Genomic DNA, 18,180 nt, shown 5'->3' with positions numbered 1-18,180 from the left:
GCCAGCCGGAGTGCATTGGCTGGATGCATTGGATCGGGCAGAAGCGGAAGCAGCGGCAAAAATTACAACGGCAACGGCAACGGCAACCGCAACGGCAACCGCAACGGCAACCGCAACAGCGCGAGGCATGTGGTCTGCCGCTTGGTTGCAGGCCCTTGCCCGCCCACCATCGCAGGACACGCCGCAAGTACGTCCTTGTAGGCTCCGGCGCGGCATCCATGCCGCTCAGGGTCCCGCGACGGTGAGCGGGCAAGGGCCAGTCGAGATGGTCGGTGTGTGGTTGCAAGCAGGGCATGAGATGCGTTGTTCGGATCACAGTGCGTTAGATCGACTTCCCAACGCAGGCCGGGCGGCAGACAGATCTTCGATACGCACCCCACAAACTTCTCATCTGCCCGGCGCAAGTTGAATAAAGACTCTAAGAAAGGGCAGCCGATCAACTTCCTGGTGCGGTGTCCTCGCCGGTTGCGGGACCGTCTGGCGGCATGGAGGCCGCCACCGAGCCTCCACGGATGGATTCACGGCATGTCCCGCAGGCGGCGAGGGCATCGCGCCCTCGACTAGCCAAGCTTTTGACCTGAACATTTGACTGCATCTAATAAGGACAACTCGCCCTTGTAGTGCACCAGATGTATTCGGCGCTCTTAGCCATGCGATGGGGCAGGGCGCGCACCAACCGACGCACGCTATTGGTGCATCGGCGCACGAAAGCCGGGAACGGCACGCTGCATCCGTTCCTCGACAGATCGTTGGCGAACTGCAGGCATTGCAAGAAAGCTACCATTTTCCAGTGACTTGCAACGGCATGATGCCCGGGTGCGCAAGTTGGCACGTTGATTGCTTGGCACTCACGTGCAGGTGCAACGGCGTACCTGCAACAACACGCACACGATGCAGCGGATCAACGGAGATCCGCACGCATCCAGGACAACGGCGTCCTTCCGGTTTTACCGGAGGGGCGCCGTTTTTTTTGGCCATCGCATTCGAAGAGGTCTCTATGCAGCGCTCGTTCTGGCGATCCGGGCACACGCCCACCTTGTTCGCATCCTTCCTGTATTTCGACCTGAGCTTCATGGTGTGGTATCTGCTCGGTCCGCTGCAGGTGCCGATTGCGCAATCGCTGGGACTGGATACGCAGCAGCGCGCCCTGATGGTGGCGGTGCCGATCCTGTGCGGCGCCGTGCTGCGGCTGGCGCTGGGCATGCTGGCCGACCGTATCGGTGCCAAGCGTGCCGGCGTTGCCGCACAGCTTGCGGTGATCGCGTCGTTGTTTGGTGCCTGGCAGTTCGGCGTGCACAGCATGGGGCAGGTGTTGCTGCTGGGCGTGTTGCTCGGCATTGCCGGTGCCTCGTTCGCGGTTGCGCTGCCGCTGGCCTCGCGCTGGTATCCGCCCGAGCATCAGGGCACGGCGATGGGCATTGCCGGTGCGGGCAATTCCGGCACGGTGCTGGCGGCGTTGTTCGCACCGATGCTGGCGTTGGCGTTCGGTTACCAGAATGTATTCGGACTGGCATGCATCCCGTTGCTGCTGACGCTGATCGTCTTTGTCTTGATTGCGAAGGAGGCGCCGGCACCGGTCGCACGCAAGCGCTGGTCCGACTACGGCCGCGTGCTGGTGGGCAACCGCGATGCCTGGCGCTTCATGTTTTTCTATTCGGTGACCTTTGGCGGTTTCTCCGGGTTTGCCAGCGCGTTGCCGGGCTACTTCCACGACCAGTTCGGCTTCGATGCGCGCACTGCGGGCTGGGCGACCGCTGCCTGCGTGCTGGCGGGGTCGGTGATGCGCCCGTTGGGCGGCGTGATTGCGGACCGCGTTGGCGGCACGCGTGCCTTGCTCACCGTCTATCTCCTGGTGGCTGCGCTGGTGGGCATCGCAGGTGTCGGTGCGGGCGGTGCGATGGTGACGCTGGCCTTGTTCGTGCTGACCTTGTTGTGCCTGGGCGCCGGCAATGGCGCGGTGTTCCAGCTGGTACCGCAGCGGTTTGCGCAGGACATCGGCGTGATGACCGGCTTGATCGGCATGGCCGGCGGCATCGGCGGGTTTGCGCTGGCTGCGGGCCTGGGCGTGCTCAAGCAGCACACCGGCAGCTACGCGATCGGCATGTGGGTGTTCGCTGCGTTCGCACTCGGTGGTTGGGCGTTGCTGGCCGGGGTCAAGACGCAGTGGCGTAGCGAATGGTCCAGCGCCGGCGCGGCGCGGGTCTGACATGTCGACAGGAATCCAGGCAATGAAGCAACCCAGACTCGTCGTCATCGGCAATGGCATGGCCGGCATCCGTACCGTGGAGGAACTGCTCAAGCTGATGCCGGGCATGTACCAGATCACCGTGTTCGGGGCCGAGCCGCACCCCAACTACAACCGCATCCTGCTGTCGCCGGTGCTGGCCGGCGAGCAGGAGTTCGACGATATCGTGCTCAATCCGTTGCAGTGGTATCGGGACAACGGCATCCAGTTGCACTTGAACAAGGAGGTCACGCGCATCGATCGGGTGCGTCGCCGCGTGATCGCCGCCGATGGCACCGAGGCCGGCTACGACCGCTTGTTGATCGCCACCGGTTCGGTGCCGTTCGTGTTGCCGATCCCCGGCAACGATTTGAACGGTGTGATCGGCTACCGCGATATCCAGGACACGCGCACGATGATCGAGACCGCGCGCAGCAAGCGGCACGCCGTGGTGATCGGTGGCGGCCTGCTTGGGCTGGAAGCGGCCAATGGCCTGAAGCTGCGCGGGATGGACGTGACCGTGGTGCATCTGGCCGGGTGGTTGCTGGAGCGCCAGCTCGACCCGGTGGCCGGCAATCTGCTGCAGCAGGCACTGCGCGCGCGCGGGCTGGAGTTCAGGCTGAGCACGGCGACCAGTGCATTGCTGGGCAATGCGCAGGGCGAGGTGATTGGCGTGAAGTTCGCCGATGGCAGCGAGATCCCGGCCGATCTGGTGGTGATGGCAGCGGGCATCCGCCCGAACACCCGCCTGGCCGAAGAAGCCGGCATCCATTGCGCGCGCGGCATCGTGGTCAATGACAGCCTGCAGAGCTTCGATCCGCGCGTGTACGCAGTGGGCGAGTGCGCAAACCACCGCGGCATCGCGTATGGCCTGGTGGCACCGTTGTTCGAGCAGGCCAAGGTGTGCGCGAACCACCTGGCGCAGTTCGGCATCGGCATCTACCGCGGTTCGGTGGCCTCGACCAAGCTCAAGGTCACCGGGATCGACCTGTTTTCGGCCGGCGATTTCATGGGCGGCGATGGCTGCGAGGAGATCGTGCTGTCCGATCCGGCTGGCGGGGTCTACAAGAAGCTGGTGATCCGCGACGATGTGCTGGTCGGTGCCTGCCTGTACGGCGACACCAGCGATGGCGGCTGGTACTTCAAGCTGCTCAAGGACGGCACGCCGATCCAGGCGCAGCGCGACCAGTTGATCTTCGGCGAGAGCGCACTCGGCGATGCCGGCACCGGCGGACAGGACCGCGCCAGTGCGATGGCCGACAGCGACGAGGTCTGCGGCTGCAACGGCGTGTGCAAGGGCACGATTGTCAAAGCCATCAGCGAGCAGGGGCTGTTCACCGTCGATGAGGTGAAGAAGCACACCAAGGCGGCCAGTTCCTGCGGCTCGTGCACGGGGCTGGTCGAGCAGATCCTGATGAACTGCCTGGGCTCCAACTTCCAGGAAACGCCGAAAACCAAGGCCGTCTGCGCCTGCACCGATCTGAGCCATGGCGAGGTGCGTCGCGCCATTCGCGAGCACAGGTTGCTGACCCATGCACAGGCCTACGCCTTCATGGAATGGCGCACGCCCAATGGTTGCGCGACCTGCCGGCCGGCGATCAACTACTACATGTTGTCGAGCTGGCCGCACGAGGCCATCGACGATCCGCAATCGCGCTTCATCAACGAGCGTGCGCACGCCAACATCCAGAAGGACGGCACCTTCTCGGTGATTCCGCAGATGAAGGGCGGGGTGACCAATGCCGGCGAGCTGCGCCGCATTGCCGATGTCGCCGACAAGTACGCCGTGCCGATGGTCAAGGTGACCGGTGGCCAGCGCATCGATCTGCTCGGGGTCCGGAAGGAAGACCTGGTGGATGTGTGGCGCGATCTGGGCATGCCCTCCGGCCACGCCTACGGCAAGTCGATCCGCACGGTGAAGACCTGCGTGGGCAGCGAGTTCTGCCGTTTCGGTACCCAGAACAGCACGCAGATGGGCATCGACCTGGAAACCATGCTGGCCAATATGTGGAGCCCGCACAAGGTGAAGCTGGCGGTATCCGGCTGCCCGCGCAACTGCGCCGAGTCCGGCATCAAGGATGTCGGCATCATCGCGGTGGACTCGGGGTGGGAGCTGCATGTCGGCGGCAACGGCGGCATCAAGACCGAAGTGGCGCGCTTCCTGGTCAAGGTGAGCACCGCCGAGGACGTGCGCGAATACACCGGCGCGTTCCTGCAGCTGTACCGCGAGCAGGCGTATTACCTGGATCGCACCGTGCACTACATCGCACGGGTGGGGCTGGATTACATCCGCGCACAAGTGGTGGATGACGCGGCCAACCGACGTGCCTTGTACGAGCGCCTGCTGTATTCGCTGGAAGGCCTGGTCGACCCGTGGAAGGCGCGTATCGCCGGCGAACGTCGGCAGGAGTACCAACCGCTGCGCATCGCCGCGCCGGCCGTGACGGTGGAGGAATGAACATGCAGCAGACCCCGTGGATCCGCGTGTGCGCGCTGCAGGACCTGCCTGCATTGGGCGCGCGCGTGCTCGAAGTCGACGGCATTGCGCCGATCGCCTTGTTCCGCACCGCCAGCGACCAGGTGTTTGCGTTGCGCGACCGCTGCCCGCACAAGGGCGGGCCGTTGTCGCAGGGCATCGTGGCCGGCGAAACGGTGACCTGCCCGTTGCACGGCTGGGCGATCGCCCTGCAGAGCGGCCAGGCCTGTGCACCGGATGTGGGCTGCGCGCCGCGCTACCCGGTCAAGGTGGAGGCCGATGCGGTGTGGATCGTGTTGCAGCCGGTATCGCTGCCGGATGCCGTCGCCGAGCCGGCCGCATGAGCGACGGCCAGCAGCGACCCTTGACCGGTGAGGCGGTGCCGCTGCAGACGCCCGCGCCGATGCATCGCATCACGCGCTCGACCTGCTGCTACTGCGGCGTGGGCTGCGGGGTGCTGATCCACAGCGAGCACGATGCCACTGGCGAACGCATCGTCGGGATCGAAGGCGACCCGCTGCATCCGGCCAATCATGGCCGCTTGTGCAGCAAGGGCCTGGCCTTGCCGCAGACCGTCGCCAGCACCCAGGGGCGCGTACTCGCGCCCGAACTGCGTCGTCATCGGCAGGCGCCGCGGGCGGCGGTGAGCTGGGATCAGGCGCTCGACCACGTCACCGGCAAGCTGGCGGCGATCATCGAGCAGCATGGCCCGGATGCGGTGGCGTTCTATCTCTCGGGCCAGTTGTTGACCGAGGACTACTACGTCTTCAACAAGCTCGCCAAGGGCCTGCTCGGCACCAACAACATCGACACCAATTCGCGGCTGTGCATGTCCAGTGCGGTCACCGCCTACAAGCTCGCGCTGGGCGCCGACGGCCCGCCGACCTGCTACGAGGATCTGGAGCTGGCGCAGACCGTGCTGTTTGCCGGCAGCAACATGGCGTATGCGCATCCGGTGCTGTTTCGCCGCCTGGAAGATGCACGCGCGCGCAATCCCGGGATTCGCTGGATCGTGATCGACCCGCGTCGCACCGACACCGCGGCCATGGCCGACCTGCACCTGGCAATCGAGCCCGGAACCGACGTTGCGCTGTTCAACGGCATGCTGCATCACCTGATCTGGGAGGGTCTGGTGGATGCGCGTTTCGTTGCGGCCCATACCGAGGACTTCGACGCACTCAAGCACCTGCTGCGCGAATACACCCCGCGCATGAGCGCCGAGATCTGCGGTATCTCGCATGAGGACCTGGTGCAGGCGGCCGAGTGGTTCGGGCGCAGCCCGGCGGCCTTGTCGCTGTACTGCATGGGCCTGAATCAGTCCGCGCAGGGCACCGACAAGAACCTGGCCCTGATCAACCTGCATCTGGCGACCGGGCAGATCGGCAAGCCGGGTGCGGGCCCGTTTTCGCTGACCGGCCAGCCCAATGCGATGGGCGGGCGCGAGGTCGGCGGCATGGCGACGATGCTGGCGGCGCATCGCGAGATCGGCAATGCCGAGGACCGTGCGGAGCTGGAACGCCTGTGGCATCTGCCGGCCGGCCGGCTGAGTGCCACGGCCGGCACATCGGCCGTGCAGTTGTTCGAGCGCCTGCGTGCCGGCAGCCTGAAGGCGGTGTGGATTGTGTGTACCAACCCCGTGCACTCGATGCCGGAGGTGGATGGCATTCGCGCCGCACTGGAACAGGCCGAGCTGGTGATCGTGCAGGACGCGTTCTCCGGCACCGACACCGTGCCGTATGCCGACGTGCTGTTGCCGGCCACCAGCTGGGGCGAGAAGGACGGCAGCGTGACCAACTCCGAGCGTCGCATCACCCGCGTGCGCAAGGCGGTGGACGCGCCGGGCCAGGCGCGCGCGGACTGGTGGATCGCCAGTGAAGTGGCGCGCCGGCTCGAAGCGCGTCTTGCACCAGCGAGCGGCGCAGGCCTGTTCGGGTTCGACAGCGCCGCGCAGATTTTCGACGAGCATCGCGCGTTGACGGTGGGCCGTGACCTGGATATCGGCGGGCTGGACTACCCGATGCTGGATGGCGGGCCGCAGCAGTGGCCATTCCCTGCCGGCGCCGCACACGGGCAGGCACGGCGCTATACCGACGGCGTGTTCGCCACCGGCAACGGGCGCGCGCGCTTCCACGCCACGCCGTATCGCAAGGTGGCCGAGCCGACCTCGGCACGTTTCCCGATGCGGCTGCTGACCGGACGGCTGCGCGACCAATGGCATGGCATGTCGCGCAGCGGACGCGTGCCGGCAGCGTTTGCGCATAGCCCCGAACCGGCCTTGCGCATGCATCCGGACGATGCGACGCGACGCGGCCTGGTCGCTGGCGAGCTGGTGCAGATCGCCAGCAAGCGCGGTGCGCTGGTGCTGCCGCTGGAACTCTCCGACGAGCTGCGCTCGGGCACCGTGTTTGCCGCGATGCATTGGAGCGGGCAGCACCTGTCCAGCGGCGGCATCAACGAAGTCAGCAGCCCGGCGGTGGACGCGCGCTCGCAGCAGCCCGAGCTCAAGCATGCGGCGGTGCGGGTGGAGAAGGCGGTGTTCGGCTGGCATCTGCTGGCGGCGCGGCGCGGCGATGCGTTGGCCCTGCAACAGGCGCTGCAGCCGCTGTTGCGCGATTGCGGCTATGCATCGCTGCGGCTGCATGCCGAGCCGCTGGCCGGGGCCGGCGGGCACTGGGCGGTTTTGCATGCGGCCTGCGAGCGCGCCCCGGATGCCGGCTGGCTCGATCGTCTGGTTGCGGCGCTGCAGTTGCCGGCCGGCGCCGACGTGCTGGAGTACCGCGACCTGCGCCGCGGGCTGATGCGTCGCGTGGGCTGGCGCATGCAGGATGGCCACAGCCATATCGACGGCCTGCTGCTCACCGCAGCGCAGCCCAGCGAGGCCAACCAGGCATTACTGCGCACCGCATTGGCAGGCTTGCCGTGGCGTGGTCCGCGGCTGGCGGTGTTTGCGCAGACGCAGGGCGCGCCCAGCGACCCGATCGTCTGCAGCTGCATGCAGGTCTCGACTGCTGCGATCCATGCCGCCATCGACGACGGTGCCGATCTGCCCCAGCTCAAGCAACGCCTTGGCTGCGGCACGGTCTGCGGCTCCTGTGTCCCGCAACTCACCCGGCTGTGCCGGCAACCACGGCACGCCTGAGCGGCCTTCCTGACCTCCACATCCTGCGAGACCTTCTCATGTCAGTCCTTCCTTCCTGCGTACGTGATGTGGTGTTGTTGTCCGCCGGCCCCGGCGATCTGGACCTGCTCACCGTCAAGGCGGTCAAGGCGCTGGCGGCCGCGCAAGTGGTGCTGCTGGACGATCTGGCCAACCCGCAGATCGTCGACCTCGCGCCACAGGCGCGGGTGATCCGGGTCGGCAAGCGTGGTGGTTGCCGCTCGACGCCGCAGGATTTCATCTGCCGGCTGATGCGGCGCTACGCCTTGCAGGGCCTGCGCGTGGTGCGCGTCAAAGGCGGCGATGCGCTGCTGTTCGGGCGCGCCGGCGAGGAGATCAGCTTCCTGCGCCGCGCCGGTGTGGGCGTGCAGATCATCAACGGCGTCAGTGCCGCATTCGCCGCGGCATCCGCGCTGGAGGTATCGCTGACCCATCGCAGCCATTGCCATGGCATCACGTTCGTCACCGCGCATACGCACGATCACGGCGAACCGAACTGGGGCGCACTGGCCGCCAGCGGCACGACGCTGGGCATCTACATGGGCCTGCGGCGTGCCGAGGCCTTGGCCAGCGCCTTGCTGGTGCATCTGCCGGCCAGCACGCCGGCGGCCATCGTGCAGGCCGCCACCCGGCCCGAGCAGCAACGCCGGCTCACCACGCTGGGCGAGCTGGGGATTACCGCTGCGGCAATGCTGCCCGGTTTGCCGACCCTGCTGCTGGTGGGCGCTGCCTTATCCGAGGCGGCAGCGCAGTGCGACGATCGCGTCGGCAGGGTACTGGAGCAGGCGGTGGGCTGAGCGCGATCTGCGGACCGCCGCGCGCGCCAATCCACGCGCGGCGGCATCGTGACGCTTCAACGCAGAACGCGGCGCGCATGCCGCAACACGATGCGCTCGTAGCACAGGTGATAGAGCACGCCGAGCAGCAGTGCGGCGCCCACGCTGAGCAGCAGGTTCACCGGCCAGGTGGCCAGCGGCCCCATCCGCCGCGTGGTGCGTGCCACCAGCGACATCAGCGGCATGTGCACCAGGTAGATCGCATACGACGCATTACCGAGCAACAGCAGCACCGGGCCGATACGCAGCCAGCCACGCCACTCCGCGCGCACCAGGCCGACCACTGCGCCGGCGAGCGCCAGGCCGAACAGCGGCGAATGCACGCGTTGCATGCCATCGAGCACGAAGCACGCGGACGCGACCACCGCAACTGCATGGCTGACCCACACCATCCACGGTGCAGCGCTCAAGACCGCGCGTGCCGCCAGCATGCCGAACACGAATTCCAGCGTGATGGGATGCAGCAGCAACGCCCGCCAGGACAGCTCCACCGGCTGCGCGAACGGCGCGCCAACGGCGGCATGCAACAGCGTCAGGCCCGCCCAGAGCAGCGCGCAGCGCAGCGGATGCCCGCTGCGGAAGAACAGCCACGCCAGTGCGTAGAACACCAGCTCGTAGCCCAGCGTCCACGCCACGCCCAATGCGGACTGGCCGCCGACCGGCAGCAGGGTCAGCGTGGCAAGCCATGACCAGCCGGTGTCGCCATCATCCAGGCTGGGCCGCAGCGTATAGGCCAGCGCCAGCGCGATCCCCACCGGCCAGTACGGCAGATAGATGCGGCTGAGACGGCTGCCGGCGTAATCGCGGCTCCAGCCCGGCGTGCCCGCACCGGCATGGTTGACGTAGTAGATGATGAAGCCCGACAGCACGAAGAAGAAATCCACGCCCAGGTAGCCGTGCGCCAGCGCCGCGGCCAGCCATGCCGGTAACGGCTGCACCAGGTGCGTGGTGGGCAGCACGCTGTGGCTGAGCACCACCATCGTGGCGGCCAGCGCACGCCCGGCCTGCAGCACGCCGATGGTGGGACGGGCAGGCAGCACGGCCATCGGCTGCGGCATCGGCACGCGGCCGCAGTCCGCTGTCTGCGCGCTCAGGCAGCCAGTTCCGCAGCGTCGGCGAAGACGCTGGCCTGCTCGGCACGCAGGCGATCGATCAGGCGATTGGCCGGCAACTGCACGTCGTCGTAGGTCAGCACCTGGTCCTTGGGCACCGCATGGCGGAGCACACAGCCTTCGGCCACGCCCATCGGCAGCAGCCTTGCGTTTGCGGTGACGTCGGCGCGCTCGCACTGGCCGTAGCTCATGTAGCCGCCGAGCCCGTCGATGGTCTCGCCGATGGCCAGGTCGCGCTTGGCGGTGGCAATCACTTCCACCAGCGGCGCGCCCAGGGGTTGCAGCACTGCATCGCCCAGCAGCACCACCCGCGCCACCGACAGCGGCACCTCGAAGTGGCACAGGTGGTACGGCGTGTAGAAGCTGTACAGCGGGCCTTCGCCGAGCTTGTAGAGATTGAGGTAATGCTGCTGCCTGGCATCGTCGTGGCTGGCCAGCACGAACACGCCGGGCGAGGGCAGGGCGCCGACCACGTAATCCACCGCCCCGCCCACCGCACGCAGGGCCTCAATGTCGTAGCGCCGGGTCAGTTCGTCGACATGTGCGCGATGCTCATGGCCGGTCATGCCGCGTTGCAGGATCGACATGCCGGTGCCATTGGCCACGATCGCCTGCTCGAAGCTGATCTTGGTGCCATCGGCAAAACTGGTGACCATATGCGGGTCCTGGCCCCATTTCGCGGCGAAACCGGCCTGTGTCGCCGGTGTGCGATAGGGGTCCTGCAGGCCCTTGATGTTGCCGCACAGCAGCGGCGTCAGACCGATCGAGCGTACGAACCGGTACAGGTTCATCTGCACGCCGGGCTGGTCGCCATCGCAGGCGCTGAAGATCACCCCGGCCGCGTCGGCCTTGCGCTTGAGCAGCGGGCCGACGGTGCCGTCGAGTTCGGCATTCATCGTGACCATGTGGCGACCATGGGCGATGGCGCCCAGGCTGATGCGCGCGCCGTAGTCGATGGCTCCGGTGGCATCGATCAGGCAATCCAGCCCATCGCATTCGTAGAGCAGTGCGGGGTCGTCGGTCACCGCAGGAATGCCGGCAGCGATCTGGCGCTTCAACTCGCCGGCGCCATCCACCACGCGCGCGTGCTGGCCGGCCTGGCGGTAGGCCTCCAGTGCCTTGTCCACGCTGCGGTTGCAGATCGCCGACACCCGCATGCCCGGCACCGAGTGCGCGATCTGGTTGACGATGCCGCGTGCCATGAAGCCGGCGCCGTACAGGCCGACACGCAATGGGCGGCCTTCGACAGCACGGGCCTGCAATAGACGATCGATGTTCATGCGCGCTCCCGCTGGGTGAGTCCGGCAAGGGTGGGGATGCCGTGTTGGTGTTCGTTGAAGTCCGGCCAGGCGGCATCCTTGTCGGACACCAGCTGTGGTTCGAGCGGCCACTGCACGCCCAGGCGCGGATCGTTCCAGCGCAAGCCGCGCTCGGCCTGCGGCGTGTACATCGCACTGGCGAAGTAGAACGCCTCGGTCTGCGGCTGCAGGGTGATGAAGCCATGCGCAAAGCCGCGCGGCACGTAGAGGGCCAGGCGATTGTCGGCAGTCAATTCAATGCCGTACCACTGCAGATACGTGCGTGAATCCGGGCGCAGGTCCACGATCGCATCCCATAGTGCACCACGGATGCAGCGCACGATCTTGACCTCGGCGGCGGGCGGCAGTTGGTAATGCATGCCGCGCAGGGTGCCGGCCTGCGCATTGAACGAGTTGTTGACCTGCACGAACTGATCGACCAGGCCGGCCTGCGCCATCTCCTGGGTGCAGAACACGCGTGCGAACCAGCCGCGTTCATCGCCACGCTGCTGCGGCTCGACCACGAACGCGCCTGCCAGCGGGGTGGGGTGGAAGATCATGCCGCCACCCTCAGATCCGGTGCCAGGGCGCCTGTGTCGACCAGCTGCTGCAGGATGCGCAGACGAATGAAGTCCGACCGCTGGCGGAAGTCGCCATCGTTGAACCCGGCACGCTGCAGGTCGTCGCGCAGCTCGGTGATGGTCGAACGCAGGGTTTCCTGCGGCTGATGTTCCGGCGCCAGGCGTTCGAACAGGGAGAAGTCCACGCGATAGGAGCGGTTGTCGGTCGGCGCGCTGGTGGAGATTGCAACGTGCGCACTGGGAATCGCCACGCCGACTGCATGGGCCAGATCGCGGATCTGCACGTTCCATCGCTCCGACCCGGCATTGACGAACAGGAACTGCCCGCCGGCCGCGGGCGTACGGCTCACTGCCCAGTCGATGGCGCGCGCCATGTCGCGCACATGGATCAACGGCCGCCAGGGCGAGCCATCGGACAACACCTCCACGGTGCCGTTGGCCACCGCGCTGGCGACGAAATCGTTGAGCACCAGATCCAGCCGCAGACGCGGCGAGGCACCGCAGGCGGTGGCAAAGCGCAGGCAGGTGATCACCATGTCGGTGTCCAGCTGTGCGAGCGCACGCTCGGTATCGATCTTGGAATGCGCATACGCCGTCAGCGGTGCGATGGCGCTGGTTTCCGACCGTGGCGTGCCATCGGCGGCGGCGCCATACACGCTGCAGCTGGAGGCGAACACGAAGTGCCCCACGCCGGCCTGCGCGGCCGCCTGCGCCACCGCCACGCTGGCGCGGCAGTTGATCGCATCGGTGACCAGCTCGAAACGCTTGCCCATCGCATCGTTAGAGATCGCCGCCAGGTGCACCACCGCGTCGAAGCCCTGCAACTGCTGCGCAGTGAGATCGCGCACGTCGCCGAACCATTGCTGGTCCAGCACCACTTCCGGCAGGCGGCGTGGGTCGGACAGGCAGTGCGCGAACCAGCCGCGATCCAGCCCCACCAACCAGGCCTGCGGATAGCGCTGACGCAAATGCGCGGCCACGACCGGGCCGATGTAGCCCATGTTGCCGGTGATCAGAATACGCATGTTGTTACTCCCACACGCGCCAGGGCGCGCGATTGGACGACCAGAGGGTTTCGAGATGATTGCGGTCGCGTAGCGTGTCCATCGGCTGCCAGAAGCCGTCGTGGCGATACACGCTCAGCTCGTCGCGATCGACCAGCGTTTCCAGCGGGCTGTTCTCCCACACGGTGGCATCGCCCTCGATCACGTCGATCACGCGCGGATCGAGCACGAAGAAACCGCCGTTGATCAGGCCATCGCCATCCAGCGGCTTCTCGCGGAATCCGGTGACCTGCTCGCCTTCCACCCGCAGGGCGCCAAAGCGGCCGGGCGGTTGCACGGCGGTGACCGTGGCCATGCGGCCTTCGCGCTGGTGCAGCGCGATGGCGGCAGTGATGTCCACATCGGCCACGCCATCGCCATAGGTCATGCAGAACGCGGCCTCCTCGCGCAGATGTTCGCGCACGCGGCGCAACCGGCCGCCGGTCATGGTCTGTGCGCCGGTATCGACCAGCGTCACGCGCCAGGGCTCGGCGCGGGTGTTGTGCAAGGTGGTGGTGTTGCTGCCGAGGTCGCAGGTGACGTCGGATTCGCGCATGTGGTAATTCATGAAGAAATCCTTGATCACCTCACCGCGGTAGCCCAGGCAGACGATGAAATCCTGGATGCCGTGGTGCGCGTAGATCTTCATGATGTGCCAGAGGATCGGCTTGCCGCCGATCTCCACCATCGGCTTGGGGCGGATGGCGGTTTCCTCGGAAATGCGCGTTCCCAGGCCGCCTGCCAGAATGACTGCTTTCATTGCTGATCCTTGAACTGAGGCGCCGCTGGTCGCGGCGCAGTGCGATAAGGCGCTAGGCGGTCATGCTCAGCGCGATCGCCGGCGGGCAGGCGGCCTGTTCGGCCATCGTGGCCAGGTTGTCGAGCATGGCAAGGCGCTCGGCCATCAGCGGCGGGGGCGGCAACTGCAGCGTCTGCAGGATCTGCGCCCACCGGTGTGCCCAGTCGTGCCGTCGCAGGCACTGCACGGCATTGTGCAGACGGGCACGCTCCAGGCGCTCGGTCTGCTGCTCCAGATCGCGTAGGAACGGGCCGATCTCCGCGCCATCGGCCGGCAGCTCGATCACGGCGTCTTCCCAATCGAAGTACTGGGCAAATTCCGGACATGCCTGCGCGGAGCCGAGGATCACCGCGCCGCCGGCGGCACCTTCGAAATAGCGTGTTGCCAGCGCCTGTTTTTTCACACCCTTGAAGACTCCCTGGGTGTCGACCACGAAGTCGTGCGCCATGAAGAACTTGGCGCGCTTGATCATGGCGGCCGACTGCAGCCGATGTGCCGCCCAGTCCTGCACCGCGCCGCCGCGCAGCACATCGTGCAGATAGAAGAAATCGGGGTTGGCCTGTGCATGTGCCAGCAAATGCGCATGCACCTGCGGCATGCGCCGGCCGATGCTGACCACATCGATGCAGCGCTGTGGCGGCCGCGGCAATGGCGTCGCCAGCAGTGTGTCGCAGGCGCTGGCCAGAAACGACACCGGGGTGCTGGTGTAGCGGCGCAGCGCATCGACGCAACTGGCGTTGAGCACGAAGACATGGTCGAACTGGTCCAGCAGTTTCAGCTCGGCCTTCTGCGAGTCCAGCAATTCCGGCCAGGTTTCCAGCAGATACACCACGCGGGTACGGCAGCGCTCGCGCCATCCCTTGATGCGGGCCAGCGTGCCCAATTCCCTGGGGAACTGGCACACGTAGAAGAACAGGTCATGGTCCTGTTCGACCACCCGGGGCTGTGCGTTGGACAGCGCAGGCCGCCCACTCAGCCGTTGCAGCGCAGAGGCGCCACGGTGTGTGAGTTCGTTGAGCAGATACGACACGCCGGGATTGACGCCGCGTCCGCGGGTGTACTCGGCCGCGGGTGGACACAGCAACTGCGCGTGTTCCAGACTGCGGATCACGTTGAGCAACGCATACGCCTGCCCATTGAAGGCCTCTGGCCATGCCTCGTAATTGGAGGCAAGCAGGACCGAACGCGTTGCGTCCATTCAAACTCCTTCGGTGATTGCAGCTTCGAACCGGACGCGACAGCGCGCGCTCGGGTGGGGGAAGAATGCACACCGCAAATGCGGGAAACGTCTGTAGCGTCGAGTAACGTGATTTACGTCATGTGTCGAGCCGAATATAGGGTTGGTTTGTGAGAAAAAAGTGATGGCGATCACAACAATCCTGTGCGTTCCAGCAGACGTATAGACTGATCGACCCTCGTGTGAGAACGGCCATGCAAGACGTCGAGTGCATCGTGATAGGTGCCGGAGTGGTGGGGCTGGCAATTGCGCGCGAGCTGGCGATGCGGGGGCACGAGGTGTTGGTGCTGGAATCCGAAGCCGCCATCGGCACCGGGACCAGCGCACGCAATAGCGAGGTGATCCATGCCGGGCTCTACTATCCGGCCGGTTCGTTGAAGGCGCAGTTATGCATCAGCGGCAATGCACTGTTGTACGCGTACTGCCAGCAGCGCCACGTGCCGCATCGGCGCTGCGGCAAATTGATCATCGCCTGCGACCACGGCCAGCGCGAGCAGCTTGATCGGCTGCACCGCAGCGCCATTGCCGGCGGCGCGCACGGGTTGCTGCCGCTCGACGCGGCACACATGCAGGCGCGCGAGCCGGCCCTGCGCTGCGTCGCGGCGCTGGAGTCCACCACCACCGGCATCATCGACAGCCATGCGCTGATGCTGGCGTTGCAGGGCGATGCCGAAGCGCATGGCGCCACCGTGGCGCTGCGTGCATACGTCGACCAGGTCGAGCCGCTTGCGCAAGGGCTGCGCGTGACCGTCGCAGGTCAGCCATCGGCACGGCTGTCCTGTGCCTGGCTGGTGAACGCAGCAGGTCATGGTGCACCGCCGCTGGCCGCGCGGATCGATGGCCTGCCAGCGCATGCGCAGGTGCGCGGCTATTTCGCCAAGGGCAGTTACTTCACGCTGGCAGGGCGCTCGCCATTCCAGCAGTTGATCTACCCCATGCCCGAACCCGGTGGCCTGGGTGTGCATCTCACGCTGGATCTGCACGGGCGTGCGCGCTTCGGCCCCGACGTGGAGTGGGTCGCGCAGCCCGACTATCACTGCGCGCCAGGCCATGCCGCGCGGTTTGCCGCAGCGATCCGGCGTTACTGGCCTGGCCTGCCGGACGGCGCGTTGCAGCCCGGCTATTGCGGCGTCCGCCCGAAGATCAGCGCACCAGGCGAGGCGGCGGTCGACTTCCGTATCGATGGTCCGTCCATGCACGGCATCGCCGGCCTGGTGAACCTGTTCGGCATCGAGTCGCCAGGCCTGACCTGTTGCCTGAGCATCGCGCGGCATGTGGCCGCATTGCTGGCTGCCGGGCGCACCGTTCCCGCGCTGCCGGCCTGACGTCGCCGCGCCCTGGCGTTGATTCCGGCTCGCTGGTTCCTTGGGCGAGCGAGGACATCGATGCTCTGCCGATGCTGCATGCCGAGATGGTGTCGGGCAGCATCGGCATCGGCGCGATCAGGCGCGCGCGCCGGGGCACTGGTAGCGCTATCTACATCTGGCCTGCGACGCGTCGGCCAGCCATCACCGGGAGTGCAAGATTTGCACAGCGAGCGCAGCTGTTTTTTCCTGCAACGTGCGGCCCTGCACCGTCTCGCCTGGCTTTGCGTGTTGGCACGATAGTTGCGTTACCCCCCCTACCAGTGGCGTGATCGACGCATCGAGAGGAGGCACAGTGGAAGACGGACAAAGCAGTACTCGTAGCCGGCGCGGTTTTGCCGCATTGGATCCTGAAAAGCGCCGCGTGTTGGCGAGCAGTGGCGGCAAGGCAGCGCATGCCAGTGGCAATGCGCACGAATTCACCAGCGACGAAGCACGCGAAGCGGGCCGCAAGGGCGGCCAGGCCGTGAGCCGCGATCGCGATCACATGTCGCGGATCGGCAGCAAGGGGGGGCGTTCCAAGCAGGCCAAACCTCAGGAAGAGGCCGTCTAGGTAAGAGTGCGGCGCGCATCCGGCGCGCCGTTCTTGCTGCAGCGGGACCGCAGGCCCTGCACGCGACGTGCGGGGCCTGCGTCGTTTTGCGGACGTGGCCGCCAGGCCACCAGAAAGGCATGAACAATCGATTGCAGCTGCGCAGCGTGTTCGACGACTTTCGCCTTGCTTGAGTTGTTCCAGACGTGACGCAGATGTTGATGTGCAATGCATCACCGGGGTGTCGGAAGTTTTTTCACTGATTGCCGTGCGCACGCTATCGATTGCAGGGAAATATTTCGCAATTGCCTGCTGTGTTTTCGCAAGCGAATGCAGGATTTGCATCCGCTGCAGAATTTTCAGCAGCGCCGGCCTGCAACCGGACTCGGCCTTGCGGGCCATGGGCGTCGCGCCAGCCGCCGAATGGACCACCCAGCGTGAAGCGCTTACCCTGGCCGTCTTTTCATTGGATGGCACTTGGAATGACAGACCGCTTGGCGTATCCGATCGGCACTGCAGGGCAACCCTGGGGCGATGCAGAGCGCGCCGCATGGCGGGCACGCCAGCGGCGTCAGCGCAGTCATGCGACGGATGTGGTGCAGGTGATCGATGCGCTGGATGCCAGCCTCGAGCGCGTGCCTTACGGAACGATCCAGGCGGCGTCCGAGCACTATCCGCTGATTGCGCTGCGCAGCGCAGGCTGGGACGCCGCGTTGCCGTGGGCGCTGGTGACCGGTGGCGTGCATGGTTACGAAACCAGCGGCGTGCAAGGTGCGCTGCAATTCCTGCAGCACCGTGCCGCAGCCTACGCAGGCAAGCTCAATCTGTTGGTGGCGCCCTGTGTCAATCCGTGGGGCTACGAGCGGGTCCAGCGCTGGAATGCCGATGCCATCGACCCCAATCGTGCGTTTCGCCCGGACAGCCCGGCCGCCGAGTCGGCGGCATTGATGCAGCTGGTCGCCGCAGTGGCCGGGCAGGCGCTGGTGCACATCGACCTGCACGAAACCACCGACAGCGACGAAAGCGAATTTCGCCCGGCCCTGGCCGCACGTGACGGCGTCGACTTCGTGCCTGGCAGCATTCCCGATGGCTTCTACCTGGTGGGCGACAGCGAAGATCCGCAACCGCAGTTTCAGCAGGCAATCATTGCCGCCGTCGCCGAGGTCACTCATATCGCACCTGCCGATGCAAACGGCCAGATCATCGGCGCAGCGGTGGTCGCGCATGGCGTCATCAATTACCCGGTGCGGCGTCTGGGTTTGTGCGCGGGCATCACCGGCGCACGGTATCGCACCACCACCGAGGTGTATCCGGACAGCCCACGCGCGACACCTGCGCAGTGCAATGCCGCGCAGGTGGCGGCCATCTGCGCGGCGTTGGACTACGCGCTCGCACATCACTGACAGCACGGGCCGGCAGCGCGCATCGGAGCTGCCGCCACGGCGACGTCAGCATCTGCACCGCTGCGCAAGCGCATGCGCGTTGACCCACTGCGCGGCTAGACTATGCAGTTCGTCAAAT

Annotated in this window: 14 protein-coding genes; 8 read left to right on the top strand and 6 right to left on the bottom strand. The window is 66.4% G+C overall.

From position 1 onward, the window contains the following. Nucleotides 1-1,036: 1,036 nt before the first annotated feature. From EO174_RS16340 to cobA, 5 genes are all read left to right on the top strand, one after another. Nucleotides 1,037-2,206, top strand: coding sequence for a nitrate/nitrite transporter (locus tag EO174_RS16340; protein WP_180497010.1), 1,170 nt, complete (start codon nt 1,037-1,039; stop codon nt 2,204-2,206). A 58-nt stretch (nt 2,207-2,264) separates the two neighbouring features. Further along, nucleotides 2,265-4,682, top strand: coding sequence for a nitrite reductase large subunit NirB (gene nirB, locus EO174_RS16335; RefSeq protein ID WP_241240036.1), 2,418 nt, complete (start codon nt 2,265-2,267; stop codon nt 4,680-4,682). After that, nucleotides 4,679-5,044 carry a nitrite reductase small subunit NirD gene (nirD, locus tag EO174_RS16330; RefSeq protein WP_164739054.1) on the top strand — a complete coding sequence of 122 codons (366 nt, stop codon included), beginning with the start codon at nt 4,679-4,681 and terminating at the stop codon, nt 5,042-5,044. The genes nirB and nirD overlap by 4 nt, the downstream gene beginning before the upstream one ends. Then, nucleotides 5,041-7,839, top strand: a complete 2,799-nt coding sequence (locus EO174_RS16325) for a nitrate reductase (RefSeq protein WP_164740239.1) — start codon at nt 5,041-5,043, stop codon at nt 7,837-7,839. The genes nirD and EO174_RS16325 overlap by 4 nt, the downstream gene beginning before the upstream one ends. Nucleotides 7,840-7,907: 68 nt before the next feature. Then, the gene (cobA, locus tag EO174_RS16320) at nt 7,908-8,654 is read left to right on the top strand and encodes a uroporphyrinogen-III C-methyltransferase (RefSeq protein ID WP_181901222.1); all 747 of its coding nucleotides are present in this window, start codon (nt 7,908-7,910) and stop codon (nt 8,652-8,654) included. 56 nt (nt 8,655-8,710) lie between these two features. On the opposite strand, the gene EO174_RS16315 is transcribed toward cobA, so the two are convergent. Genes EO174_RS16315 through EO174_RS16290 form a run of 6 tightly spaced genes read right to left on the bottom strand, consistent with a single transcriptional unit; the run spans nt 8,711 to nt 14,724 of the window. Then, nucleotides 8,711-9,751 (bottom strand): acyltransferase, encoded by a 1,041-nt coding sequence (locus EO174_RS16315; RefSeq protein WP_241240035.1) that lies wholly within the window; start codon nt 9,749-9,751, stop codon nt 8,711-8,713. A gap of 32 nt (nt 9,752-9,783) precedes the next feature. Next, nucleotides 9,784-11,085, bottom strand: a complete 1,302-nt coding sequence (locus EO174_RS16310; protein ID WP_104648736.1) for an SAF domain-containing protein — start codon at nt 11,083-11,085, stop codon at nt 9,784-9,786. Then, nucleotides 11,082-11,663 (bottom strand): dTDP-4-dehydrorhamnose 3,5-epimerase, encoded by a 582-nt coding sequence (gene rfbC, locus EO174_RS16305; protein ID WP_126945921.1) that lies wholly within the window; start codon nt 11,661-11,663, stop codon nt 11,082-11,084. The genes EO174_RS16310 and rfbC overlap by 4 nt, the downstream gene beginning before the upstream one ends. Then, nucleotides 11,660-12,709, bottom strand: a complete 1,050-nt coding sequence (locus tag EO174_RS16300) for an SDR family oxidoreductase (RefSeq protein WP_119131977.1) — start codon at nt 12,707-12,709, stop codon at nt 11,660-11,662. The genes rfbC and EO174_RS16300 overlap by 4 nt, the downstream gene beginning before the upstream one ends. A gap of 4 nt (nt 12,710-12,713) precedes the next feature. Continuing rightward, a complete protein-coding gene (gene rfbF, locus EO174_RS16295) occupies nt 12,714-13,487 on the bottom strand; it encodes a glucose-1-phosphate cytidylyltransferase (RefSeq protein WP_047125361.1) in 774 nt (257 codons plus the stop codon). Between the two features lie 52 nt (nt 13,488-13,539). Continuing rightward, on the bottom strand, nt 13,540-14,724 hold the full coding sequence (locus tag EO174_RS16290) for a glycosyltransferase (protein WP_126945918.1): 1,185 nt from the start codon (nt 14,722-14,724) through the stop codon (nt 13,540-13,542). Between the two features lie 233 nt (nt 14,725-14,957). On the opposite strand from EO174_RS16290, the gene EO174_RS16285 reads away from it, so the two are divergent. The 3 genes from EO174_RS16285 to EO174_RS16275 all read left to right on the top strand — a co-directional run bounded on the left by EO174_RS16285 (nt 14,958) and on the right by EO174_RS16275 (nt 18,062). Then, complete coding sequence (locus EO174_RS16285) at nt 14,958-16,088, top strand: NAD(P)/FAD-dependent oxidoreductase (RefSeq protein ID WP_126945915.1); 1,131 nt, start codon at nt 14,958-14,960, stop codon at nt 16,086-16,088. A 334-nt stretch (nt 16,089-16,422) separates the two neighbouring features. Continuing rightward, the gene (locus EO174_RS16280) at nt 16,423-16,680 is read left to right on the top strand and encodes a KGG domain-containing protein (protein WP_024940389.1); all 258 of its coding nucleotides are present in this window, start codon (nt 16,423-16,425) and stop codon (nt 16,678-16,680) included. A 461-nt stretch (nt 16,681-17,141) separates the two neighbouring features. Next, the gene (locus EO174_RS16275; protein WP_126945912.1) at nt 17,142-18,062 is read left to right on the top strand and encodes a M14 family metallocarboxypeptidase; all 921 of its coding nucleotides are present in this window, start codon (nt 17,142-17,144) and stop codon (nt 18,060-18,062) included. The last annotated feature ends 118 nt before the right edge of the window (nt 18,063-18,180 follow it).

The sequence above is a fragment of the Xanthomonas sp. BRIP62418 genome (assembly GCF_003993495.1).
Lineage (GTDB): Bacteria > Pseudomonadota > Gammaproteobacteria > Xanthomonadales > Xanthomonadaceae > Xanthomonas > Xanthomonas euroxanthea.
Note: the sequence above shows the minus strand (reverse complement) of the source record. Positions and strands in the feature narration are given on the sequence as shown.